The following is a 25,340-nucleotide window of genomic DNA, read 5'->3' as shown; positions in this document are numbered from 1 at the left end:
ATTATTACAAAGGAGATGCTTATGAAAAATGAAAGAATCATTTTAGCGGCCGCAATTATCTTGTTTGGCATGTGTTTACCATATTGTTGTTCATCAGCGCAGGCAGACTCGCTCATGGTTGACCACACTGTAATCTCTGAATTTGACTCAATACCGGAATCATATTTCGACCAGATAAGGGCGGACTATAAAATATTTTACGGCCACACATCGCATGGCAGCCAGATTATAACCGGCCTTAATAAACTGCAAGGCGAAAATTCTTTGTATAATATGCCCACTTTTCATGAGATAAGCGATGACCTCGGACATAATGGAGATGTATCATGGGTTTCGCCGACTGAGTCATGGCTTGACAGCCATCCTGATTACAATATGGTTATGTGGTCATGGTGCGGCGGATGTTCCGATAACAGCGAAGCGGGTATTAATATTTATTTAGATGCTATGAACCAGCTTGAGTTGGATTATCCGGAGGTTGTGTTTATCTATATGACCGGCCATCTTGATGGCGGCGGTCCTGATGGCAACTTATATGAGCGCAATAATCAGATACGTGCGTATTGTACGGCCAACGACAAAATACTTTTTGATTTTGCCGATATTGAGAGCTATGACCCTGACGGCAATTATTATCCTAATGAAAGCGATGGCTGCGCATGGTGCTTTACCTGGTGTGATAATCCCGACAACAACTGCGCTAATGATTGTTCGTGCGCTCATTCGCACTGTTTCAATTGCTATCTTAAGGGGAAAGCATTCTGGTGGATGATGGCTCGACTTGAGGGCTGGAATTCATCACAGCGAATTGATAATAATAATGCCATACCCGACGAATATAGTAATAAGCAAAATTACCCCAATCCTTTTAATAGTTCCACTGTTATCCAATACAATTTGCCGGTAGATTCTTATGTAACTATCGGTATTTTTAACCTGCTTGGGAAAAAAATAACATCGCTTATTGATAAAGAGCAATCCGCAGGCAGGTATTCAATAATCTGGCAAGCGGATAATTTCTCATCAGGCATATATTTTTACAGGATTAAAGTCGGAAAACTTGTTGATATCAAAAAAATGACTCTGTTAAAATGATTTACTAATCTAAATCACTAATATCCAGCCTTTAATAAAACAATATAATCGATGTTTACAGTCTATGTGTACCAGTGTTGTTGGCAGATGAGGACATCCGCCAACCACATGAAACGAGAGTTAATTATCTGCATTTATCTTATCTGCCAGTTTCACTTTTATTTTCATTTTTAAAGGCTGCTGCATATCATGATGTTCCATGTTATTACCTTGTCGTCTACCGCCTCCGGGACGCATGCCTTTTCCGCCGGAATCTCTATCTGGTCGCGACACTTCATTTCTCAAAGATTTATTCATCATCGGTTTTTTTAATTCGCCTGTTAAAAATTCTATTTCGATTTGCTGGCCTGCAAAGGCTCCGATAGCATAAGGGTAATCGGATGATTTTATTAAGGGGATTTTTAATTCATAAACCATTCTTTCGTTTTTAGTGCCGACCCTGACCTCAACAGAGGAAATATTTTCAACCGGTATAGTAATGGTATCGCCTTTATTTGAGCTGATAATCATAATTTCATTTAGCGACTCTTCGAATATTCTTTTAAGCTCTTCCCTATTCTGTTCAATTGGAATATCTTTTAGGAGCCTTCTGTTATTCCCAATTCCTACAGGATAGCAAATGCCCAGCTTAAAATCTTTATCGCTTTCAGCTGTTAACCATACTGTAAATCCCATCATCATTACTTGTTGTATTATAACTTCATCTAAGGGCACCAAACAAATATATAGGTAAGCATCATCATTGAGAATACCCAAATTTATTTTCTTATATTCGAAATTCATCAAAATGTTTTCCCAATCGAATGACATGCCATCTATAAATATCTCACGGTTACACCATTGGCTGTTCATCTTGATATCATTACAGCTTGATATAAAATATACTAAAGGCAAAATAGCAAAAATCAGCTTAAACCATGGTTTACCGCAAGTATTCATTAATTGATTCCTCCAAATACTATTTAAGGCTTGCTAATACTAAGACACGAATAGCCTGCAATGGTTTAAGCTGACCCAAAGGAAATGAAGCCATATAAAGACAGCTGAATGCGCTTCAATACTATCCGGATATTTTCATTTGACTTGCAATAAATTATCGGTTGGTTTATATTGATAATGGAAGCGGATAGGGTCTGGTGGCTCTCGCGGTCTTCAAAACCGTAGGTGGCCGGTGATCCCGGCCATGGCAGGTTCGATTCCTGTCCCTTCCGATTGTATTTTATTGCAGCCCGCACAGATACATATATTTTTTATTTGTACGCACTATACCAATGATCTGTGATTCTATAACATCAAATAAGAATGGCCAAGGATCAATGTCTCTCAATTAAAATCGTACTCAAAATGTATCTTTTGATTAACCTTCGGCTTCAAGGTTGAATTCCTGGAAATCAAACCAAAATCCGGCGCCTGTAATTGAATCGATTTCAGCCTGAACGATTGCCAGATGTCCTTCCTCAATTTCGAGGAAACGCTTGAACATTTTCTGCGGTTCATTCTCAAGCTGGTCAACCATCTCTTTGTAGAAATTGCTAGTTTCAATTTCAACATTTAAAGCTTTGCCCAACATCTGCACTTCGCCATATTTATCAGATTTCTTCATGTTGTTTTTAAGTTTTTTGACGCCTTCATTGATAACGTTTTTACTTGGAATAATAGTCTTAAGCTTTTCCAGAGATACCTTGCCCGTTTTCTGCCATTCGATAAAACGACTTTCCAAATAATCGATATGTTCTTGCTCCTCTCTGGCAAGTTTTCGGAAAACATTTCTGGCGATTTCATTCTGAGAATTTTTTGCCGCTTCAGCATAAATATCTTTTACTTTATTTTCATATTCAATTGCGGTTTTAATGGCTTTTTCAACTTCCATAAATAATCCTTTCAAGATATTTGAGATGTCCTTAGTTTGCTTATTTATTTTTTCAAGATTCTATTCCAAATATGAGTTCTAATATGACATGCATTACCATTATTATTAAAATAGTTCTGGTGATATTTTTCAGCTTCCCAAAACTCTGTGATTTTTACAACTTCAGTAGCTATTTTATAACCACTTTCTGTAAGGATATTTATTAGCTTTTCCGCTGTTTTCTTTTCATCATCGTTTGAATAAAAAATAACCGATCTGTATTGTTCGCCGATATCCGGTCCTTGCCGGTTTACCTGAGTGGGATCATGGATTTCAAAAAACAACCGGGATAATTTTTCATAGTTAGTTAAAACTGGATTATAGACAACTTCGACAGCTTCAGCATGACCGGAATTTCCGGCGCAAACTTCTTCGTATGTTGGATTATTCGTTTGTCCGCCCATATAACCGACCAGCGTAGAGATAACACCGCTTTCTTGTTGAAAATAATATTCTACTCCCCAGAAACAGCCGGCGGCGAAATACGCTTTTTGAGCTGAATAATCTTGAGCAGCGGGAGTGAAGTTCAGCGAAATCGAATTTACGCAATAACGCACATTTTTATCGGTAAGACCTTCATTTAAAAATACATGTCCCAGATGACCACCGCAATTATTGCAGATAATTTCTGTACGGATACCATCAGCATCAGGAATTTGTTTTATCGCTCCCGGTATTGCATCATCAAAACTTGGCCAACCGCAGTGAGGGTTGAATTTATCATCAGAACTATAAAGCGGCGCATTGCACCTTTTGCAGGTATATATCCCCTTATCGCTGAGTTCATAGTATTTACCGGAGAAAGGCCTTTCGGTACCTTTATGAATAATTACTTGTTCTTCTTCGGAAGTTAATTTGTCGTGTTTAATACTATTTTCCTTTGCTTGGACAGCTGAACAAGTTACACTCCAAAGTAAAGAGGTCAGGATTATTATTACATAATTCAATTAGAACCTCCTCTTTGTTATTAATCAATAACTCTCATCCGTTATTACGGTTTTACCTTTAAAAACCCGATAGATATAGATAGTGCAGCCTATTACAATCGGCATCCCAATCAATGCCATAATAAGCATAACTGTTAGAGTACGTGGTGTCGATGAGGCATTATAAATATTCAAACTGTATCTCAAATCGATATTGGATGGCACTAAACGTGGGAAAAGACTAACTGCGGCTAAACCTATCATACAGATAATAGTAACCGATGATGCCAGAAATGACCGGAAATAGCGGCCGGATTTCAAACCTATCGGGATAAAAATGATTACCGCCAGCAGGAGTATAAACAGAATCCAGAACAACGGCGCACTTAATATGCCATCAAAAAGAAATCCCGCTTCGAAGAATGTATAGATTGTCGCCAACAAATAAACAATAATGATTCCGATCCATGAACCGGAAGCCCATTTGGTCATTTTGTCTCTCAATTCTCCATCGGTTTTAAGTGTCATATAAAGGGCGCCGTGAAGAGCAAACATCACTAAGCTTAGAACGCCTATGAGGATTGAATAAGGATTTAATAACCCCAAGAAGGATCCGACAAATACTCCGTTTTCATCTAATGGAATACCTCTTAGAATATTACCCGCGGCAACACCAAACAGTACCGCCGGCAATAAGCTTCCCAGACCAAACGACCAATCCCAGAATCTCTGCCAGCCCGGAGAATCTATTTTGCTCCTGAACTCAAGTGATACGGCTCGGAAAATAAGCGCGGCTAAGATAAGCATCAAGGCTAAGTAAAATCCGCTGAATACTGTAGCATAGACAATCGGGAATGCCGCAAATAAAGCGCCGCCGCCTGTTAATAACCAAACTTCGTTGGCATCCCAAACAGGACCGATAGCATTCATATTGATTCGACGTTCATTATTATTTTTGGCAAACAAGTGTAGTATACCGACACCAAAATCAAAGCCATCTAATATTGCATACCCGGTAAACAGCACGCCTATTAAAATAAACCAAGTTGTATTTAAATCGATCATGATTTCACCTCTGCAATACTCGTTAATTCCGGACCCCGCTGAATTTCCCTGCCCATGATATAGAGATACAGAGCGCCGATAAATATGTAGATTATACCGAACAGAATTATTGAAAATAGAATCTCCCCTGCTGATACAGTCAATGAAACAGCATCAGCGGTTTTTAATACTCTGTAAACTACCCATGGTTGACGTCCCACCTCGGCAGATATCCAGCCAAGTTGTATGGCTATAAGAGGCAATGGTATTGAAAGCATAAGTATTTTTAGGAACCATCTTTGGTCCCATAATTGTTTTCGGTAAAGTAAAAAAGCGCCTAATAACATAATCCCGATAAAAAACATCCCCAAACCCACCATGGTGTGGAATGAAATAAACGTCAGAATAAACGGTGGTATCTCATCCCGTTGGAAATCATTGAGTCCGGGTACGTAAGCGTTCATGTCGCCATGTATTCCCAAACTCAGGAGACCGGGCAGAGCAATCTTGGCTTTCAAGTCCGGTTCAGGTGATTGTTGAGGGACGCCAAACATTAGCAAGGGCGCCCGTTCCTGGCCATCGATTAAACCCTCCATCGCCGCCAATTTCTCAGGTTGGGTTTTGCCTACCTGAACAGTATGTTCATGACCAAGCGGATACAGTTCGAGCAATGAAGCTGCCAAACCGACGATAATCGATAGTTTCAAAGCTTTCTTAGCAATTTCAACACCTTTGTTGTTTAGATATAAATAAGCTGAAATACCAGCCATGACAAATGCGCCAGCGATTAGTGTTGCATCAACGGTATGGAAAAAGCGTATAATCATCGAGGGGTTAAATACCGCTTCCCAGAAATTTATCAATTCTGCCCGCCCATTCTGAATTATAAAACCAGCCGGTGTTTGCTGCCAGGAGTTTGCCACGAGAATCCAGAAAGCGGATAAGGTCGAACCGACAGCTACCATAAAAATCGAGAACCAGTGAACACCCTTAGACACTTTATTCCTACCGAACAGATAAAGTCCTAAGAATGCCGATTCAAGGAAAAAGGCGAAAATACCCTCAGCCGCTAATGGCGCGCCAAAAATATCGCCAACAAATTTTGAATATTCCGCCCAGTTTGTACCAAACTGGAATTCCATCACAATACCTGTAGCAACGCCAACCGCAAATGTAATGGCCAAAAGTTTGCCGAAGAATTTACCCATGCTTTTGTAGGTGCTATCATCTTTCCTCCAACCCTGCCACTCTATAAAGACCAACAGCCAGGCCAGCCCTATCGATATGGGTGGAAAGATAAAGTGGAAACCAATTGTCATCGCAAACTGAATGCGTGACAATAATACCGGATCAAAATCCATATTAATTCCTCCTTATACTCTGAAAATATTTTTCCTGAGTATTCTGCGGCAACAGCACTCTGCAATAGCATGCTTATCTACACTTTCTTGTCTGATGATTCCTCAAGAACCGCGATTACTGATAAGAGTTTCTGGCGAACCATCTCGGCAATCGGTTTTACCGCATCGTTACTTACAATTGACATTGCTTTTACAGGGTCAACTGCTGCAACTCTGGCTTTACCTTCTGAAGTTTCGTAAATGATAACATTGCACGGCAAAAGCAAACCGATTTCTTCCTCTTCAGATAATGCCTTGTATGCCAACTGTGGATTACAGGCACCCAGTATACGATATCTTTCAAAATCGATACCCAGCTTCCTCTTCAATGTTTCTTTAACGTCAATCTCAGCCAGAACCCCAAAGCCCTGGTTTTTCAGGCAAGCAATGGTTTAGGTAACCGCGTCGTTAAAATCAAGCTGGAGTTCAGTGCTTATGCCATATTTTGTCTTGTCTATATCATTTCCTTTCTATAAGAATGAGCTGGTACTATCACTTTCAGTTTATTTTAGCTCGTTCATTAAACTACTTATTATGCGTTATTCAACATGCCATGCTTGGATTTTGCCTTACGCATATTTGCAAACATATTTCTATTGCATTAAGAGTAAATATTTTTTAATACATCAATTCACAACCAGTTTTCTGATTGAATAACAATAGTAGATGTTTTAACATTACAAATATTTTACTCCACCGGTGAAAAGTCATCCTTACCAGCACCGCACTCGGGGCAAACGAAATCATCCGGCAAATCCTTAAAAAGCGTACCGAGTTTAATGCCTTCTTTAATCAGCCCTTCTGTCGGATCGTAAATCCAACCGCAAACATCGCAAACGTATTTAGTCATCCCGTCTCCTTTGTTGACTAATGATTTGATTTATGGGTTTATACAAATTTTCTCACCTGCAATATTTTGAGCAATTGTTTTTGCTTTCTCGCCAAGTGTTCTACCAGCCGCTCGACACTCATTCAACAGTTCTGATGTTGGCTTGTATCGCGATTTGATAGGCTCGTTTATTATATCCCATTTCATTGTTTTAAAGTATTCTTCAATCGCCTCCGGAGCGCCCTTACCCCAGCCATACGAACCAAAAGCAAAACATGCTTTTTTTGCTGGTCTTAATCCTTTCAAATAAGTTAAAACAGCTCCTGCCATTGGCATCATACCGCCGTTAAGTGTAGCTGATCCAAAAGCTACAGAAGATGCATCCAATACTTCAGCTGCTATTTTAGTTAAATCGGAGTGTCTAATATGAATGAGATTGGATTCAATGCCGGGCAAAGAAGCTCCTTCATGAATCGCCATTGCCATCTGTTCCGTACTTTCCCACATCGTATCGTAGATAACCAAGACCTTAGGTTTAAAGCTATTGGTCGCCCATTTTTTATATATATTGATTATATCTGATACATTTTTTCGCCAGACCACGCCGTGACTTGGCGCAATCATCTCAACATCAATACCGGTTAAGCGGTCGAGGGTTTTCTCAACCTGCTTGCCATAGGACATGATTATGTTGGCATAATATGTTTTTGCCTCTTCCATAACAGTACACAGGGGAACTTCATCATTAAAACGCTGTGAGGTGGCGTAATGCTGGCCAAACGCATCCATCGAAAATAGCAGCTTATCCTCCGGTATGTATGTAAACATTGACTCCGGCCAGTGTAGCATTGGTGTTTCAATGAAATGAAGAGTTCTTTTACCAAGAGAGATAGTATCGCCTGTAGCAACTATGTGGAATTTCCATTTTGAAGTATCGTAATATTGCGAAAGTGTTGCCTGACATTTTTTATTGCAAACCAATGTTGCGTTTGGAATAGATTCCATTACAATCGGCAGTGCCCCGGAGTGATCTGGTTCGGCGTGATTACACACTATATATTTTATATTAGACAACTCTGACAATGCGGATATATTTTTTAACAGTTCCACTGCATAAGGTTTTTTCACCGTGTCTATAAGCGCCGAATTATCATCTTGTATAAGATAGGCATTATAAGTAGCGCCGCGTTGGGTATTATAACCGTGGAAGTCGCGAGTTTTCCAATCAACATATCCAACCCAGTCGATTCCTTTTTGCAATGTTGTATTCATGATTATCCTTTCAATTATCTTTCTCTTAGCTGTTTGATAAACGATACCATAAAAATAGTATTATTAAAATTTACACAAAATCCGCCATTAAACTGTTAATATTAACATTACCTATATCATGGTTTACTAAAGGGGATTTTTTTATCTGCGGCAATGAATCTTCATATGCTGCCTGTTTATGCTGATATAATATGCCCGTTGGTAATCGGTCATTACCAATGGAGAGAGCTAAGTTTAAGGCTTTGTTGCGATCGGTAGATTCACAATTTTCGTTTTCAAGTTTATAAACCCGCTCTTTATACCATTTGTAACTTTTCTCGGGATTAAACGATACACAAACTTGCATAATATTTATTAAGGAGAAACAGCGATGTTTAATTTTTTCAACTATCAAATCGTCCAACTGCATCGTGTCGCCTGAATAGCCTGCAGCAACAAATCCGGCTCCTGAAGCTATAGCCAATGCGGCAGGACTGAACGGCATTTCTATTGAACCTGAGGGTGTGCTGCTTGAAATAAATCCTTGCTTGCCTGTTAGAAACATTCTATCCGGTGCGTCGAGCGGCTCCAAAGACACGCCAAATTGTTCAGAGTATTCATCCTTGATTTTATCATAAGCATATCTTGCCCCTTCAAGGTTTTGCTTGATAATCTTATCTTCAAACTTTGATAATGATTGATGAAGCATGCCGTCAAGAAGCTCGAAATCTAATCTTAACAATCCTATAACAGCTCCTAATCCAATAGAATTGATCATTTTTTTTGAGCCGTCCATTTCAATAACAATATCAGAAAAGGGAACATCAATAACTATTATATCATCCCGTTCAATTGAATTAACCTTAAGCCCTGTATCAATATGACTTACTTCCAGGTTTTTATTATCATAAATAAGCGCGCCGCCCGGACGAATTTTGCTTATATGTTCATTTGCAGTTTTTATATCAAGGGCCACAAGTAAATCAACTTGAGTAGTTGAACTGCCTATATTCTTTTCTGAAACCATAATCTGAGCATAATTATGTTCACCCTTAATATTTGATGGATATTCGAAATTAACGAATGCATACAAGCCAGCTCTTGTACATAACCGGGCAAAAGAGTTGGCAATTGTCTGAACACCCTGACCGGCATATCCGCCAATTAATAAGCTAATATCATTCACTTTCACGCAAATTACTCCAGTTGGTTTTATGAATAAAAGGTGCCTTCATAATTATAATTCAACGCTTCCGTTATTATCATTAATGAATAAGGGATTTGTTTTAAAAACAAATCCCTTTACAAATATTCTACCAGTTCTCCGATAGAAGTTCGAAATGCGCTTGAGGATGTGCGCAGGCCGGACAAATACCCAGAGCTTCATCGCCCTCATGAAGGTAGCCGCAATTACGGCATCGCCAAACAACTTTCTTTTCCTTTTTGAAAACCGAACCGGCTTCTACGTTTTTCAGAAGGTCGAGGTAGCGTTTCTCATGCTGTTTTTCAGCGATAGCGATAGCTTCAAATACCTTGGCAATAGCATCGAAACCTTCCTCACGAGCAATCTTGGCGAATTCGGGATACATAGTCTCCCATTCGTAATGTTCGCCGCCAGCAGAGGCTTTGAGATTCTCAGCCGTACTGCCTATTACACCAGCTGGGAAAGCAGCCTGAATTTCGACCTCTCCGCCTTCAAGGAATTTGAATAATCTTTTAGCATGCTCTTTTTCCTGATTAGCGGTTTCCTCGAAGATGTGGGATATCTGAATGAAACCATCTTTCTTAGCTTGGCTGGCGAAATATGTATAACGATTCCTTGCTTGAGACTCGCCAGCAAAAGCGGTTAGTAAATTCACTTCTGTTTTGGTTTCTTTTAAATTAGGCACTTAAAATCTCCTTAATTCTATTTTTCAAATGCATTTTCTGTTTTCCAGACTTTCCAGACTTTACCAACTAAATCAGGTCCGGGTTTGAGAGTTGGTTTTCCCGGTTTCCATCCGGATGGAGTGGCTTCACCCGTTTCGCGGACATGCTGGAATGCTTGAACCTGACGAATCAGCTCTGAAACATTACGCCCGACAGGCGGGGTCATAACCTCCATCGCTTGAATGATGCCATCGGGATCAATCAGGAAACGACCCCTGATATCGATGCCAGCATCCTCTTCATAAACACCATAAACTTTGCCAATCCGACCGCCTTGGTCAGACAACATAGGAAATGGCACACCGCCTTTTACCATCTTGGAAAGTTCTTCTTCCTGCCAGATTTTGTGAGTAAAATGGCTGTCAGTACTCATAGAAAGCACCTGCACACCAAGAGCCTTAAGCTCATCATACTTAACGGCAACTGCCGTCAATTCTGTCGGTCAGACAAAAGTAAAATCACCCGGATAAAAGCAGAGCGTTACCCATTGGCCTTTATAATCTGACAATTTGATATTTTTAAATGCGCCATCAATAAAAGCATTTGCTTCGAAATCAGGCGCAGGTTTGCCAACACGAGCCAACATCTTGATTTCCTCCTCTTCCTTTTTCACCTCATTTTGAGAGAATTCATCTATGCCATTCACACCAACAGGACCTTTTGTTGGCTGAACACATGGTTGTTTTTTATCGTTCTCCATATTTTCATCCCTCCTTATTTAAGCGCCAGACTCCGATTGCGCAGGCAGCGTGAAAACCCGTGTTCCAAGTTCTCGGTCTATCATAAAAATACCCTGACCTTTATCGCCAACCAGTTTTAACTGCTGAACAATTCCATCGGCAGTGGCTTCCTCCTCGACCTGCTCGTTTACAAACCAGTCGAAGAATATTTGCGAAGCCCGGTCTTTTTCCTCCATAGCCAGATCGACCAAATCGTTAAAACAGCCAGTTATATGCTGTTCATGCTTGTAGGCGGCTTCAAACGCAGCCAAAGGAGTTTCCCATTCATATAGCGGTTCGTCGATTTTTTGAAGCTTCACTTTACCGCCGCGTTCATTGAGGTAATCGAATATCTTCATAGCATGCATTTGCTCTTCCTGATTCTGAATTCTCATCCAGTTTGCGAAACCTTTCAGGTTTATTGTCTCAAACCAAGCAGACATCGCCAGGTAGAGATATGCCGAGAAGAACTCCTCTCGTATTTGATTGTTTAAAGCGTTTTCCATTTTTTTACTAATCATTTATTGTCTCCATTAAAGTCATGCAGTTTAATTTTCCGTTAGAACAAAATCATCATATTCAATTTCAAAACGCAGCTTATGCTTGGCCTCCTCTTGAGCAAGATTGAGCAAGGTGCTTTTCAGGTTGGCATCATCGGCTGCCGAAGCGAGATCATTATAGAGCTTATAAGCCGCTTTCTCGGCTTTCATAGCCACAATTAACGCATCCTGGTAATTCAGGTTGGCATCAAGCTTAATTTCTACAAGATTATTGCTGAGCTTTAAATCCATCACTTTTTTCTCAGAGCCTACCATCAATTTGCCCTTTTTAACCGCTAATAGTTTGGCTTTATGTTCTTTTTCCTCTATAGCGAATTCCTCAAACACCTTTTTCATACTAGGCTTATCCATTTTGGAGGCTAAGTTAGTATAAAATTCTGCCGCATCTTCTTCATTCTTAATAGCAAAATCAAGAATCTGATCAACTGTTTCTAAATTCATAATTTCATTCTCCTTTAATATTATTATCCTCTCCACAAACCATGAAGGTTGCAGTAAGCACGAGCTGTAACTTTATCAGCTTTGATTTCAAAAAGCGTCTCCGGAGTATCGCCAGGATTTAAGAATTTCCGATATGCTTTGCCATCAGCAATAATCTCGATCCATTCGATATAATGTTTATCTTCCATCGGATGGGCGACACTGCCGACAGTTACTTTAAATCCATCAGCGGTTTTCTCAATTATCGGAACATGTTTCTCGGTAGCCGCATCGGTTGAGTTCTCGGTCATCAGAGTCATCGGCTTGCCGCAGCAGACAAGCTTACCAGCCCCATCATGAACCATCTCAACAATATTCCCACAAATCTGACATTTGTAGATCTGTAATTTCTCTGTCATATTATTTCTCCTTAAATAATATTATTATAATCCCTTTACCTATTTCAATTTTGAGATTGCCTCTAACACTTCATCATAATCAGGTTCCGAGGCGGTTTCTTTAACATATTGAATATATTGCACCTTGCCATCAGTATCGATAACAAAAACAGTTCTTGCCAATAGCCTCAGCTCTTTAATCAGCACTCCATATGCTATGCCAACACTGCCATCACGATGGTCTGACAATAGATGCACATTTTTTACACCGGCTTCTTCGCACCATCTTTTCTGGGCGAAAGGCAAGTCCATGCTGATTGTCAAGATTACAACATCATCGCCCAACTTTTTAGCTTCCTTGTTGAACTGTTTGGTTTCCAAATCGCAAACCTGCGTATCCAGAGAAGGCACAGTGGTAATCACGACTACTTTCCCCTTAAATGCTGACAGCTTTACTGATTCCATATCGCTGTTTAAGGCTTCAAAATCAGGCGCAGAATCGCCGATTTTTATCTCATTGCCCATGAGAGTCAGCGGTTTGCCTTTCATCTCTATTATGCCAGTTCTTTCATTCATCGTACTATTCTCCCTATTCATACTGCCGGTGGAATCTACTCCCATCGGCATTTCAGTTAACACTACGCGTGTTCAGCCAGATATTCGGCAACACCCTCAGCGGTCGGTTTCATACCATCTTCGCCCTCATGCCAATTAGCCGGGCAGACCTCGCCATACTTTTCGGAAAACTGTAAAGCGTCAAGCATACGCAAAACCTCATCGACATTTCTACCAAGCGACAAATCGTTAATTACCGCATGACGGACAATGCCTTCCTTATCTATAAGGAACAGTCCCCTCAAAGCGACTGACTCATCAGACAGCACGTCGTAATCACGCGAGATATTTTTATTAAGGTCGGCTACCAACGGATATTTTATCTGACCGATACCACCCTTTTTCGGCTCGGTATTTTTCCAGGCAAAATGAGTATACTGCGAATCTACAGATACACCGATAATCTCAGCATTTTTTGCTTTGAATTTATCGAGCTCCTTATCGAAGGCGATAATCTCAGAGGGGCAGACAAAGGTAAAATCGAGCGGGTAGAAAAACAGTATTACATATTTGCCGCGATACGATGAAAGCTTCAGTTCCTCGATCGTATTATTGTCCATAACCGCCTGAGCGGTGAAATCGGGAGCTTTTTTTGTTACCAAGTTAGACATCATTAATTCCTATTATTAAGCGTGTTTAAAGCTAATTCCTTAAAGTAATGTGAAAAATGGCGGCTATTCCATATCTCAACCATAAGGATACATACCTTTTTTAATTGTAGCCAACGACTCAAGTACTTTATTATGCTTCTTCTCATCGATAAGCAAGTACTCAAGCAGATACTCCTGCACTACCATCTTCTTGCCTTTCAATGCCGCCAGAGCTTCATTTGCATACTCAACTGTTTTCTTCTCCAATTTGATATGCTTTTCTATCGAATCCCATACTTCGCTAAGCTCATCCGGCGTCAGCGTTATAGTCTTAGATTCCAAACTGTCGGCAATCATCTCCTGGATACGATAATGCATCTGCGAATCGCGCTGAATTATTTCCATGATAAGACGAATAATCGGATTCTCAGTTTGCTCGATAACATTGCCTGTCGAGGCTACTGAAGCGTTTTCGATTTTCTGCCAGTGTCTCATGTTAGAAACTATCTGTTGTTGAATCGCTTTAGTTGACATTAATTTTTCTCCTGTTTGTCGTGATTTTTTTTCTTAGAACATTCCGGGCATATCCCTTTAAACTCCGGCGTATAATCAATAATTGTAAAATCTGTAAACTTACTCACTTCTTTCTCAATATTCGTCTTTGGCATGTTGAATATATCGCCAATCTTTCCGCATCTGACACAACGCACATGATAATGCTCCCTTTTCTCGGCATCATATCGAGCTTTGTCTTTATCGATATCAAGCTTACGAATTATATTGTTTTTAGAAAGAAAGTCAAGATTTCTGTAAACCGTGCCCAAGCTGATTTTCGGCAGACGTTCCCTAACTATATGATAAATCTGTTCGGCGGTTGGATGCGAGGTTAGTTTTTTCAGTTCTTCGGTAATAATCCGCCGTTGTATTGTCATTCTTTTTTTGGGCATTGATTTCTTCATTTGGCCATCTCCTTATTCATAACGCTTATTATTACTAATAACAAAATGGAATAGTTCCCGTTTTTAAAAGTAAATGAGCCAAGGATTGCAGTGTATTGATATACATAGACTTAAATGCTGTTTATTCAGAGCAAGAATTTAAAAATTCTTGCTGCAAGTATCTATGCATCATGTAATTTTTATCTATGGTATCTGCCGCCAATAAAAACTTAAATGGTTCTGAACTTTCATAAGCTGGAATGGAATGGCAAAGCACGCAATCATAGGGTATGCTATTGTTATCCTCATCCACCAATTTCGGGTTATGGCACCGGAAACAGCCGCTTTCTCCTTTATGGCCGATGTGGCTTGGGTAACTGCCCCATGATATATTCATCTCGGGGTGAATATTCCTGTTGTAAATATCCTGAAGCGCATTAACGCAGGAATCAATTAGAGTGATGTTTTCAACTGCCATCTCCGGATAATTTCTCTTATAGAAACCTCTTAAATGATTAGCTATACCATCCATAGCGGCGTATCTATCGGGGTAGTTTTTGATTATGGCATGAAGAGCTTCCCTGTTTAGATATGGCAGAGAGCGTTTTAACAATCCGAAACTTATGCGCTCATTAATCGCTTTCTGCGGGTCTTCATATATATGGGTGGCGCGATTATGGCAGTCGACACAATCGAAGCTCCGAACGTTTTTATTTTCATCTGATTGCTGCTGATATTCCTTATTTGTATAGCGTTTGAATCCGCCGCCGGGTTGATAGACCTCTACCCATAACATTTTCTCCCGTTCATCATAAGCTGAGGCATAGCGAATTTCGTTATCCTTAGCCACATGCCAGTGGATACCGCCGCGCTCAGCTCTTTTACCGGCATCTATTTTCAAACCCAAAGTAGTATATATCGGAGTCGATAGCGAATCTCTTTTATAATTGACTATTGTTTTCAGACGGTTGCCGTAAAATTTATCAGGCCAGTGGCATTTTTCGCAGGTTTCCCTGGCTGGCCGCAGTTGATGAACCGGCGTCGGTATCGGCCGTTCTAACAGGTCGAAAGTAACCGAAATCATTTGCCAGGTGCCGTTGATCTTAGAGTCGATAAGAGCGCCGGCGCCCTCGCCGACATGACATTCCACGCACTTGACCCGGGCATGCGGCGATGCTTGGTAAGTTACCCATTCGGGATTCATTACGCTATGACAGGCGGTGCCGCAAAAATTCGGCTCATCCATAAAATGAAGCATCCTGATACTGGCAGCGCCAAGGAAGAGAATATTGACAACCGTTAAGATAAGGATTGTTCGGAATAATCTCGAACACGAAACCCCTGATTCAATGTCAACCGAATTGAATCGTTCACTTAAAAGCGTCCTGATGGTTTTGCCTGCAGCCTTTACGTATATATACCAACCAATTAATACTAACAACAATCCTACAACAACAAGTGAGGGAAATAAAAGATAAGCAACCAATCCAACATAAGCATTATCAAGAATCCCCATCAGCATTGCCAGTTGAAAGACAATGAATATGATAAATGATGATGTAGTCAGCGCAATGCCGAGCCTGCTGAGCCGGTTTACCGAAATACCATATATAAAGTTTTTAAACTTCATAAGCATAGCGCTACCTTAGTTCGACTCGAAAAGATTCTTATAGATTTTCTGCATTTTGCCTTTTTTGATACTTTCCTTTAGAGTTTTACTGTCTTGCGAAAGCCATTGATGCATCGGGTCGTCTTTAATTATCTTATCGATATAAGCATTCACCTCGGCGTTATTATATGCACGCGCCTGGGGCAGGAATTCGAAATAGAAATTATGAGCAACATCATAAATACCATGCCACCAGGTATAATCCGGTCCCATCATTGCGGCGCCATGACGAGCGCGCCGTCCTTCATGATGCCAGAGTTCCCAGAACGACCACTCGATATCGTTGCTGAAACCAGCTGGGTTTTCCATCAGTTTATTCTTTTTAACGATGTTCATTATATCTAATGCAGGTTTGGCAAATTTTTCATTGTAGAGATTTACCAGAGCGTCAAATTGATAGTAATGACCATCAACAAAAGTCTCACCATGACAGTTCACGCAAACCTGTTTCATGCTGGCGCGTTTTTTATGCCAATCATCTTTATGTTTGGAAACAATTGGCCTGAGTGTCCAGCTAATCCGCTGGCCAACATCATGCGTTACTTTTTGAGTCGGCGCCTCCGACATGTGGCAAGTAGCGCAGGTAGGCGCTTCGTAATAGTCCTGGCCTACTATCCAGCGGTCAGAATCTATATTCATTTTAGCCAGATTAGTATAGTAGCTGTTGCCGTGTTTAGATTCCTCGTATATTTCTTTCTGCGGATGGTCCGGGCCGAGATGGCATTTCGAGCAGGCTTCAGGTTGGCGCGCTTGAGCAGCTCTGAAAGAATGACGGGCATGACAGGCATTGCAGGAGCCAAGAGAACCATCCGGATTAATGCGACCTATTCCTGAATTTGGCCAGCTTTTACGAGAAAGCTTATTAGGCGATTTTGAGTCTATTTCAACTTTAGTCCCATGACAGTTTTCACAACCGGTTATCGCTGCCGGTTCGCCGCCGGCAACATGCGCTAAATAGGCATCATTCGATTCTAATATATGACCGGCTGTGGCATGATAGGAATTTGCCGCTTCGTTAAACTCTCTTTCGTGGCATTGACCGCAGTCTTTGGGAGTTACCAAAGCGGCAATCAATGCTCCCTCATGTTCGAAAGCGTCTTTATCTTTCTTATCAGCGCCATGGCAGTTCAAACAGGTTACATTATGATCGGCATGTGCAGACATATACCACTGATTGTACAACCCCGGCGATTTTTCCTTATGGCAGGTCATGCACTTGCCGGCTATCTTTGGGTTATAATCAACAGCAAAAGCCAGCGATGCACTGGCGATAACCAATAAAATAGCCATACAAAAAGTTTTTACTTTCATAACATCTCTCCTTAAAACATCAACTCTCTAATATTTTCATCTATTCATCTTTCTAATAAGCTAACAGCTAAAAACCTGCGGTTATCATAGCATATAACCACAACGCCGGGTCGGCATCGGCTCTCCAGTCATCCGATGCGATAAAGACTGATGCTCCACCCTGAAGACCAAGTCCCTTTTGCCAACTGTATTTTCCGGTGATATCGATTTCCTGACCGATAGCTTTGGATTTGCCGCCGCTGGATGTTTGATAATCTTTCATCGTTTGAAAATGATGTATATCAATCAAAATTGCGCTTTTGGGCGAGGGCTTCAGCGATCCTCTCAGAATGACATCCATCAGACCTTGTGATGATGTTCCCAGAAACTGATCCATAAAGCCTCTGAATTTATGGCCGGTGTAGTAAAGATTATTAAATGATTTTATATCATTACCTGCAGCGGCAGCAACATCATCATCACCTGAAGTTATATCAAATCCCAAGCCTACTTTGTCGATAAATGAGTCAAGCTTATATGAAATCTCACCGGCAGCCATAAAAGCGGATATATCTTGGTTCGCAATCATATTCATATATGCTGTTGTATCCGGGTCTGCGGTTGTATCTGTATATGCATGTGAATATATAGTTGATTGTTTACCGCCCTGGAAAGCAGCATCAAGTTCAAACTTAATCCCTGATTCCAAAGAATGATTTAAATAAGTTCCGGCGGTATATCTTTTCAAGGCATTTTCATCACCAACTTTCGCCATATCCCAATCATAAAAAGCGAAAAGATTCAACTGTTTCTTAAGAAAAGAACCATGCATCCCAAACAATTTCCAATCCTTATGGTCGGGCGGATTATCAAATGAGCGTTCATCGATTTTAAGACAGAATAAGTCAACTTTACAAGCATCCTTTTCATGAGAAAATCGGACACCATCAAATGAACGTCCGACATTATGCCAACCTACAGTACCTATTAGCCTATGACGTCCGTAAAACGCTTCGAACCTGCCGGCCTGCATAGAAATATTTTTTATGGGAAAACCTGACAGCTTGATATAACCTTGGTGAAGACCCAGGTTGGCATCATTTGTCAACCCGCTTGAGTTCACGCCAAGATTGCGGGAATCCTGAAACTGAATGTAAACAATCGCATTTTCAATTGAAGTGAATTTGAGTCCGAGACGAGTTCGCAAATAACTCTTCTCATTTAAGGCAGTGCTATTGGAAAAGTCTTTGCCGTCAAACTCAGCCCGCCAGCGAACTGTCCCATCAAGCATTACTTCATCGGTCAGGTTGTTTTCTCCGGCAATTATCAGTTGAGATGAGAAAACAATTAATAATAGAATAATTGCAAATGATGATTTCACGAATTGATTTAAGATTGACAATCTCATAATATCTCCTTTAAATATCTGCTGAATTTTATATAATAAAACCACCATAATGTCAAACATCTTTTATATTCTCTTGAATGGCTTTTATATCAATGTCTTGTTTGTCTAACAAATCGCCTTTAATACCTATCTTAGTTGCCATAAAAGACACATCCCAGCCCGAGTCCTTAATAGCTTGCATAACCAGATACATCAAACCCGTACAGCAGGGAACTTCCATATATATAACTTCTATGCTCCTTGGTTTAGCCGTATTTATGATTTGAGTGAGTTTGTCAAGATAAGGTTCGATGTTGTCTAACTTGGGACAGGCAATCGCAATGGCTTTGCCTTTTATGTAATCCTGATGAAGATTCGCATAGCTAAACGGAACGCAGGTGGCTATAACAGCTATATCGGCATCTTTGAAATACGGCGCTGATGGCGGCACAAGATGCAATTGCACCGGCCATTGACGCAGCTGCGATTGATAATGCGCCGTCGATTCTTGCGGCTGTCTTGTATTATCCCAAGCCATCATTTGAGCCGAAGGACAACTTAGGGGAGACATTGTCTTCATTTTATGTGTTCTCATATGCTCGAAATGCTTGTCAACAAGTTCGGGTGACTTTTCCTTGAGAGTTTCTATTACCTTTTGCTCATCATATTCATCAACAAGTATTTCCTCGACACTTAAAGCATCTTCGGGGCAATCGCCCAGACATGCTCCCAGACCATCGCAATAGCTTTCTTTTACAAGCACAGCTTTTTCGTTGATTATCTGCAAAGCTCCCTCGGGACAGGCAGGGATACACAAACCGCACCCATTGCATTTATCCTCATCGATAATAATCATCTGCCTTTTGACTTTTGCCATTTATTTACCCTTTAATTATGTGCTCTATTATAACTCATCCTTCTTAACCATAACGCTCCCGAAATTCTCAATCGGGAGCGCTACCCAATCTTAATCTTCACCGTAAAATATTTTTATTTTCCGTCCATTATATTAGCGATATCTTCCTCAACAGAACCAATAGGTTTAATATCGAATTTATCCACTAGCACTTTAGCTACATTCGGGGACAAAAACGCCGGTAGTGTGGGACCTAACCGAATGCCTTTAACACCAAGGAACAGAAGCGCCAGAAGGACTGCCACCGCCTTTTGCTCGTACCAGGCGATGTCATAGGAAACGGGCAGGTCGTTGATATCTTCCAGACCGAATACTTCTTTCAGTTTCAAAGCAATCACAACAAGGGAATAGGAGTCGTTGCACTGGCCAGCATCCAGCACACGGGGAATGCCGCCGATGTCGCCCAGGTTCATTTTATTGAATCGATATTTAGCACACCCGGCTGTAAGGATAACTGTGTCGTTGGGCAGGTTTTTCGCCACTTCAGAATAGTAGCTGCGTTTTTTCTGACGTCCATCGCAGCCAGCCATAACTACGAAACGCTTGATAGCTCCGGATTTCACAGCGCCCACTACCTTGTCGGCCAAGGCCAGCACCTGGTTGTGAGCAAACCCACCTACAATAGTACCAGTCTCGATTTCGGTTGGCGGTGGACAGGTCTTTGCTTTTTCGATGAGGGTAGAAAAATCTTTCATACCGCCTGTAGGGCGATCGGCAATATGCACAGCGCCTTCATAGCCAACAACACCGGTAGTAAAAAGACGTTCCAAGTAAGTATTATGCTTTCTCAGAGGAACCAGGCAATTGGTAGTTAGTAGAATCGGGCCATTGAAAGACTCGAATTCCTTATTCTGCTCCCACCATGCTCCGCCGTAGTTGCCCACAAAATGACTATGCTTCTTGAAAGCCGGATAGGAATTGGCTGGCAGCATCTCACCGTGAGTGTAAACATCGATCCCCGTTCCCTCGGTCTGTTTAAGCAGTTCTTCCATATCTTTCAGATCATGACCGGAAATTAGAATTCCCGGATTAGCGCCAACACCAATATTCACTTCTGTGATTTCCGGGTTTCCGTAGGTAGTGGTGTTGGCTTTGTCTAATAATGCCATAGTGGATACCGCTATTTCACCAGCTTTCATCACTAAAGCCACCATCTCGTTCTCTGGCAAAGTTTTGGTTGTGGAAGCCAGAGCTTCCATCATGAAATCGTTTATCTCCTCTTTTCGGAATTCGAGAATAGCGGCGTGGTCGGCATAGGCAGCGATTCCTTTCAGACCGATAATCAAAAGCTCTCGCAGAGAACGCAAATCCTCGTTTTCGGTGGCCAACACTCCCACAGTCTTAGCCTTTTCGGCAAAATCAGCTGAATCGTCAGTAGTCCAGACAGCAGCATCCGGTAGCGATCCGTCGAAATCACGGCCGTTTTTCGCTTTATAGGCAGCTAAGAACTTGGACTTGCTCTGGTCGCGCCGCTGAAGACCATCCCGAATCATTGCCGTAAAGCGAGCGTCATCCCAGTTTGCATTGGTAATAGTGGCAAACAGGCTCTGGATGATAAACTCATCGTTGCTGCGGTCAGCAGAGCCCAGTTCTTTAATCTTTTCACCGTAAACCGAAATGCCTTTCAAAACGAAAATTAATAAGTCTTGAAGGTTGGCGGTTTGCTCTGGTTTGCCGCATATGCCCTTGACGGTGCAGCCTGTGTTCTTGGCCGTTTCCTGACATTGAAAACAATACATGTTATTCCTCTTTTTCTTTGTGATGTTATCACATAAGCCAATTACTTAGTCAATTAGCTAATCTTTAGTTTTCATTAAATATATATCGCAATATGGACTAAATTAATCTTTGACTTAAGTCAAGGAATCAAAGTTTTTCACCATCGGCGATGGAGTTTAAACGGTCAAAATCAAGAATAGTTATTTGTTGGTTATCAACCCGTATGATTTCATTATCCTTCATCTTCCTCAAATTTCTGGATAAGGTCTCGCCAATTGTGCCAAGTTTCAAAGCCAACTCTGTCTTCTTTATATCTAAATCTATCACTTTTTTATTAGTTTCCCCGGCTTTGGTTAATAAATATCTGGCGATTCGAGCAGACACTTCTTTGAGAGCTAAATCTTCAACCATTTCATTATACTCGCGCAGAAACCTGGCAAGCGAGCCGATTATTTTAAGCGAGATATTGGGATATTCTTTAATCAAAGCGAGGAAACGATCCTTAGGGAAAAAGCCAACTACTGAATTTTCGATAGCGATACTGCTGGCAGGAAAATGTTTACCCTCAAAAATGGCCACTTCCCCGAAAATTTGCCCCGAAGTAATCACATGAATAGTATATTCCTTGCCATCCGGATTAGACTTGAATACTCTAATCTTGCCCTCAAGCACTGTATAAAAACCTGAAGCCGCATCGCCATCAAAGAACAGTATTTCACCTTTCTTTAGTCTTTTTATGGTAATGGTGTCTGATAGCGATTGTAATTCGTTGCCGTTAAGACCAGCGAATAATGAATTTTCCTTAATATATTTCAAGGCTTCCATACACATATATAAACGACATAATTGAACCTTTTGTCAATATATTGTATTAGCCTGGATTTTTCGGATGGAGATTGATTTGTACCTATTTTTTGTGCTCACTGAAGTAAGTACTCAGGAAAACGAGGATGGGGAACATACGTACTTATCCATTAAAGTGAAGCTCGCATGGGAGAAGAATGTGGTCCCTGATTATATCTGGTTTAATGGAACGGCAGATCATTATATATTGGGTGATACTGTTGACTCTTTTCCGGCAGCGATTAATCCTCTCAATGGTTAGTCCGAAAGAGAAAAGCCTGAAATGTGCTGATTGTCATGTAAGAAGCGGCAGTCGTCTGGCTGGTCTAACCGATTTTTATTTACCGGGCGCTGTTTTCGAAGCTAATGTATCCTATATTTCTCCCTATCTTGATAGAAATCGCCAAGTAGAGGTTCGCCCGGATATTGACAATCCCGATTTCCAACTTAAACCGGAAATGTATGCCGAAATATCATTTGAATCGCAGCTGCCGCGTAATCAAATAACCTTGCCATCAAAAGCTGTAATCAATTCCGGCAAAAAGAAAATCGTATATATCACCAACTCCGATGGTTCTTATGAACCTCGACTCGTAAAAACCGGAGCGGTTGGAAGTGATGATTATATAGAAATCATCTCGGGGTTATTCGAAAGTGAAGAAGTGGCAGCTTCCGGTCAATTCCTGCTTGACTCCGAAAGCCGTTTAAATAAATCATTGGCGTTTACTCATCAGCATAGCCAGGATAAAGATACTCATAATAAACAGGCCGAAATCACTGATAATGATCACCAGATAGATACTATCGAAGAACACAAAACACTTGAATCATCGGGGATATATACCTGTCCCATGCCTGAGCATTTTCATGTCCTTCAATATGGGGAAGGCAAATGCGTCGAATGCGGCATGGACTTGGTGCCGGTGGAAAAAACTGATAACAGCGAAGTTTATCATTGTCCCATGACCGAAAGCCAGGTAGTTTCAAATGAACCCGGCAATTGTCCGAAATGCGGGATGCATCTCACCAACTTAAATTTACTTTACTTAAGGAAATTCTGGCGGTCATGATTATTACCTTGCTTTTCTTGATTTACGTACGTTCGACCCTGATTGCGGTGTTCACTCTTCCCGCTGGTGTTCTGATATCAGTCCTGCTAATGCATTTACTTGGCATCAACGCCAACATTATGTCGTTAGGCGGTATCGCTATCGCTATCGGGGTAATGGTCGTCGCCTTGGTGGTAATGATAGAAAACGCTCACAAGCATCTCGGAACGTGATGGCGGGAAAAAAGATAGAATACAGATAATTATTGATTCAGCCAAAGAGGTTGGTCCGGCTTTGTTTTTCTCGCTTTTAATTATCACTATCTCGTTTCTTCCGGTTTTAGTGCTGCAGGGACAATCGGGCAGGTTATTTAAACCATTGGCATTTACCAAAACATTTGCCATGGCAGCTTCGGCGTTTATTTCGATTACGGTTATCCCTGCTTTAACGGTTATATTAATCAAGGGGAAGGCAATCTCCGAATCAGTCAATCCGATTTCAAGAGTTACAATCGCCTTGTATCGTCCTATTATCGCTTTCGTTTTAAAACACAGATTGCCGGTTCTTCTGACCGCCGTTGTTCTAATCGCGATCACTTTTTGTCCGCCTTAGGCGGATGCTATACCTGATGTCATTCCTAAGAAAATAGATTTGGATTTTAGATACAACTTGCCCTTAAGACAAATCTTGTGATTTTTCCTGCATTATATTTCCCATGCCGTGGCGAGGAAGCAACATCGGTTTTTATATATTACAAAAGGTTGAATAGTAGTAATTCAAGATAAGGAAGCTAATAATCATTTCAAATAATATTGAACCAGGATTAAATCCTCGATTTTTTCAAACCCCATTTTCTCATATAGTCTAATGGCAGAGGTTTCGCTGGCAAATACACAAAGAAAAATATTGCTGCATGTCTCTTTCACTTTTTCGATTACGGCTTTTGTACAACAGTAAGCAAGGTTCTGACGTCGATGTTTGAAATGCGTAACTATATTTCCAACTTCCGTAACTCCATTTACAGCGAAATGAACACCGGCAATACATACTAAATTGTTATTATAAAAGGCGCCGTAATAAGGTCCAAAACTCAAGGCTTTTGGAGTCCATGCCATAGAGGGAATTAAACTGAAAAGATATGAAATTTGCACAACGTCCTGAGTGGTGAGTTGTTCAAGTTTGTATTTGGAGGCATCAAAAAGCATCTCCGGAATATCAGTATTTGAAAGTGTCATTTTAATCTCAGGTGTTTTTTGGGTAATTTGATAAAAGTTTTCGATAATCCCGGCAACAGCGCTGTCATATAAACCGAAAACCGGCTGGTTTAGTAAATTTGGATATTTTTGAGTTAATTGAGCAACTAATAATTTAATATCATCGATGTTTCCGGGAAGAATATTGATATTGTTATATGGCAAATCCTTATAATAGCAAACAGCTGTTATGCTGTCATTTTCTGATACCTTGATTAGTATATCGCAATCATATCTAAATTGGGTTAAATCGGCAATAATATCGGCATTTTTTAATGGATTTTTTAACGCTTCTTTTAAAGCGAGATTAATTTTATTATCGCTAACTACCGCTTGCTTTTGAAATGGACTTAAAGCAATTGCCATTATCATACTTCCTTGTGTTATGATATTAGCGGTTCCCTGCCAAAAAACAATTACTTGCAATAAACTTCTATTAATTAAGTCGTCATTTAAATATATTGTATTAGATTAATTCATCTTATTATGAAATCACTACTGTTCGGCCTTTTGTCCGCCTTAGGCGAATGCTATAATGATGTCATTCCCAACACTGCCCGCGTCATTCCCACACTGCCCGCGTCATTCCCA

Annotated in this window: 25 protein-coding genes, 1 tRNA gene and 3 pseudogenes; 4 read left to right on the top strand and 25 right to left on the bottom strand. The window is 40.7% G+C overall.

All coding sequences use genetic code 11. From position 1 onward, the window contains the following. The first annotated feature begins 21 nt into the window (after window positions 1-21). The gene (locus tag J7K40_12395; GenBank protein ID MCD6163191.1) at window positions 22-1,095 is read left to right on the top strand and encodes a T9SS type A sorting domain-containing protein; all 1,074 of its coding nucleotides are present in this window, start codon (window positions 22-24) and stop codon (window positions 1,093-1,095) included. Window positions 1,096-1,215: 120 nt separating this feature from the next. On the opposite strand, the gene J7K40_12390 is transcribed toward J7K40_12395, so the two are convergent. After that, the gene (locus tag J7K40_12390; protein MCD6163190.1) at window positions 1,216-2,034 is read right to left on the bottom strand and encodes a hypothetical protein; all 819 of its coding nucleotides are present in this window, start codon (window positions 2,032-2,034) and stop codon (window positions 1,216-1,218) included. A 179-nt stretch (window positions 2,035-2,213) separates the two neighbouring features. Here J7K40_12390 and J7K40_12385 point away from each other — a divergent pair. After that, window positions 2,214-2,307: transfer RNA gene (locus tag J7K40_12385), tRNA-Sec, on the top strand. A 145-nt stretch (window positions 2,308-2,452) separates the two neighbouring features. On the opposite strand, the gene J7K40_12380 is transcribed toward J7K40_12385, so the two are convergent. The 23 genes and pseudogenes from J7K40_12380 to J7K40_12270 all read right to left on the bottom strand — a co-directional run bounded on the left by J7K40_12380 (window position 2,453) and on the right by J7K40_12270 (window position 22,429). Beyond that, a complete protein-coding gene (locus tag J7K40_12380) occupies window positions 2,453-2,965 on the bottom strand; it encodes a ferritin family protein (GenBank protein ID MCD6163189.1) in 513 nt (170 codons plus the stop codon). A gap of 44 nt (window positions 2,966-3,009) precedes the next feature. Then, window positions 3,010-3,873, bottom strand: a complete 864-nt coding sequence (locus tag J7K40_12375) for a bifunctional methionine sulfoxide reductase B/A protein (GenBank protein ID MCD6163188.1) — start codon at window positions 3,871-3,873, stop codon at window positions 3,010-3,012. Between the two features lie 102 nt (window positions 3,874-3,975). Beyond that, the gene (gene cydB / locus J7K40_12370) at window positions 3,976-4,992 is read right to left on the bottom strand and encodes a cytochrome d ubiquinol oxidase subunit II (protein ID MCD6163187.1); all 1,017 of its coding nucleotides are present in this window, start codon (window positions 4,990-4,992) and stop codon (window positions 3,976-3,978) included. Further along, window positions 4,992-6,335, bottom strand: coding sequence for a cytochrome ubiquinol oxidase subunit I (locus tag J7K40_12365; protein MCD6163186.1), 1,344 nt, complete (start codon window positions 6,333-6,335; stop codon window positions 4,992-4,994). The genes cydB and J7K40_12365 overlap by 1 nt, the downstream gene beginning before the upstream one ends. A 77-nt stretch (window positions 6,336-6,412) precedes the next feature. Next, window positions 6,413-6,811, bottom strand: a pseudogene (locus J7K40_12360) (DUF302 domain-containing protein). A 251-nt stretch (window positions 6,812-7,062) separates the two neighbouring features. Continuing rightward, complete coding sequence (locus tag J7K40_12355; GenBank protein MCD6163185.1) at window positions 7,063-7,224, bottom strand: rubredoxin; 162 nt, start codon at window positions 7,222-7,224, stop codon at window positions 7,063-7,065. Window positions 7,225-7,254: 30 nt separating this feature from the next. After that, window positions 7,255-8,475: an FprA family A-type flavoprotein gene (locus J7K40_12350; protein ID MCD6163184.1), complete on the bottom strand. Its 1,221-nt coding sequence runs from the start codon at window positions 8,473-8,475 to the stop codon at window positions 7,255-7,257. A gap of 70 nt (window positions 8,476-8,545) precedes the next feature. After that, on the bottom strand, window positions 8,546-9,646 hold the full coding sequence (locus J7K40_12345; protein MCD6163183.1) for a 2-oxoacid:acceptor oxidoreductase family protein: 1,101 nt from the start codon (window positions 9,644-9,646) through the stop codon (window positions 8,546-8,548). Window positions 9,647-9,767: 121 nt separating this feature from the next. Then, complete coding sequence (locus J7K40_12340; GenBank protein MCD6163182.1) at window positions 9,768-10,343, bottom strand: rubrerythrin family protein; 576 nt, start codon at window positions 10,341-10,343, stop codon at window positions 9,768-9,770. Window positions 10,344-10,360: 17 nt separating this feature from the next. Further along, window positions 10,361-11,083: a peroxiredoxin gene (locus J7K40_12335; protein ID MCD6163181.1), complete on the bottom strand. Its 723-nt coding sequence runs from the start codon at window positions 11,081-11,083 to the stop codon at window positions 10,361-10,363. 18 nt (window positions 11,084-11,101) lie between these two features. Continuing rightward, window positions 11,102-11,623, bottom strand: a complete 522-nt coding sequence (locus tag J7K40_12330) for a ferritin (protein MCD6163180.1) — start codon at window positions 11,621-11,623, stop codon at window positions 11,102-11,104. 27 nt (window positions 11,624-11,650) lie between these two features. Further along, a complete protein-coding gene (locus J7K40_12325; GenBank protein ID MCD6163179.1) occupies window positions 11,651-12,106 on the bottom strand; it encodes a ferritin family protein in 456 nt (151 codons plus the stop codon). Between the two features lie 20 nt (window positions 12,107-12,126). Beyond that, window positions 12,127-12,501 carry a desulfoferrodoxin gene (locus J7K40_12320; protein ID MCD6163178.1) on the bottom strand — a complete coding sequence of 125 codons (375 nt, stop codon included), beginning with the start codon at window positions 12,499-12,501 and terminating at the stop codon, window positions 12,127-12,129. A gap of 39 nt (window positions 12,502-12,540) precedes the next feature. Further along, window positions 12,541-13,056, bottom strand: a complete 516-nt coding sequence (gene tpx, locus J7K40_12315) for a thiol peroxidase (GenBank protein ID MCD6163177.1) — start codon at window positions 13,054-13,056, stop codon at window positions 12,541-12,543. Window positions 13,057-13,118: 62 nt separating this feature from the next. Continuing rightward, window positions 13,119-13,706 carry a peroxiredoxin gene (locus J7K40_12310; GenBank protein ID MCD6163176.1) on the bottom strand — a complete coding sequence of 196 codons (588 nt, stop codon included), beginning with the start codon at window positions 13,704-13,706 and terminating at the stop codon, window positions 13,119-13,121. Window positions 13,707-13,781: 75 nt separating this feature from the next. Next, the gene (locus J7K40_12305) at window positions 13,782-14,219 is read right to left on the bottom strand and encodes a hypothetical protein (GenBank protein ID MCD6163175.1); all 438 of its coding nucleotides are present in this window, start codon (window positions 14,217-14,219) and stop codon (window positions 13,782-13,784) included. Beyond that, the gene (locus J7K40_12300; protein MCD6163174.1) at window positions 14,219-14,644 is read right to left on the bottom strand and encodes a transcriptional repressor; all 426 of its coding nucleotides are present in this window, start codon (window positions 14,642-14,644) and stop codon (window positions 14,219-14,221) included. Before J7K40_12300 ends, J7K40_12305 begins: the two co-directional genes overlap by 1 nt. Window positions 14,645-14,765: 121 nt before the next feature. Continuing rightward, the gene (locus J7K40_12295; GenBank protein MCD6163173.1) at window positions 14,766-16,253 is read right to left on the bottom strand and encodes a NapC/NirT family cytochrome c; all 1,488 of its coding nucleotides are present in this window, start codon (window positions 16,251-16,253) and stop codon (window positions 14,766-14,768) included. A gap of 15 nt (window positions 16,254-16,268) precedes the next feature. Further along, complete coding sequence (locus J7K40_12290; GenBank protein MCD6163172.1) at window positions 16,269-17,603, bottom strand: hydroxylamine oxidoreductase; 1,335 nt, start codon at window positions 17,601-17,603, stop codon at window positions 16,269-16,271. 67 nt (window positions 17,604-17,670) lie between these two features. Beyond that, entirely contained in the window at window positions 17,671-18,990 is a 1,320-nt protein-coding gene (locus tag J7K40_12285; protein ID MCD6163171.1) for an alginate export family protein, read from the bottom strand. 52 nt (window positions 18,991-19,042) lie between these two features. Then, the gene (locus J7K40_12280; GenBank protein MCD6163170.1) at window positions 19,043-19,846 is read right to left on the bottom strand and encodes a 4Fe-4S binding protein; all 804 of its coding nucleotides are present in this window, start codon (window positions 19,844-19,846) and stop codon (window positions 19,043-19,045) included. 113 nt (window positions 19,847-19,959) lie between these two features. Further along, window positions 19,960-21,624 (bottom strand): hydroxylamine reductase, encoded by a 1,665-nt coding sequence (hcp, locus tag J7K40_12275; protein ID MCD6163169.1) that lies wholly within the window; start codon window positions 21,622-21,624, stop codon window positions 19,960-19,962. A 127-nt stretch (window positions 21,625-21,751) separates the two neighbouring features. After that, complete coding sequence (locus J7K40_12270; protein ID MCD6163168.1) at window positions 21,752-22,429, bottom strand: Crp/Fnr family transcriptional regulator; 678 nt, start codon at window positions 22,427-22,429, stop codon at window positions 21,752-21,754. Between the two features lie 64 nt (window positions 22,430-22,493). On the opposite strand from J7K40_12270, the pseudogene J7K40_12265 reads away from it, so the two are divergent. Together J7K40_12265 and J7K40_12260 are read left to right on the top strand one after the other, a co-directional pair. Further along, window positions 22,494-23,517 (top strand): annotated as a pseudogene (locus J7K40_12265) (efflux RND transporter periplasmic adaptor subunit). Further along, window positions 23,457-24,108: pseudogene (locus tag J7K40_12260) on the top strand (efflux RND transporter permease subunit). The pseudogenes J7K40_12265 and J7K40_12260 overlap by 61 nt, the downstream one beginning before the upstream one ends. A gap of 185 nt (window positions 24,109-24,293) precedes the next feature. Here the strand turns inward: J7K40_12260 and J7K40_12255 are convergent. Then, window positions 24,294-25,115: a GNAT family N-acetyltransferase gene (locus J7K40_12255; GenBank protein ID MCD6163167.1), complete on the bottom strand. Its 822-nt coding sequence runs from the start codon at window positions 25,113-25,115 to the stop codon at window positions 24,294-24,296. Window positions 25,116-25,340: the final 225 nt, after the last annotated feature.

It is taken from the genome of Candidatus Zixiibacteriota bacterium (genome assembly GCA_021159005.1).
Classification (GTDB): domain Bacteria; phylum Zixibacteria; class MSB-5A5; order UBA10806; family 4484-95; genus JAGGSN01.
The sequence above is the reverse complement of the archived record's forward strand: the minus strand, read 5'-3'. Positions and strand labels throughout refer to the sequence as shown.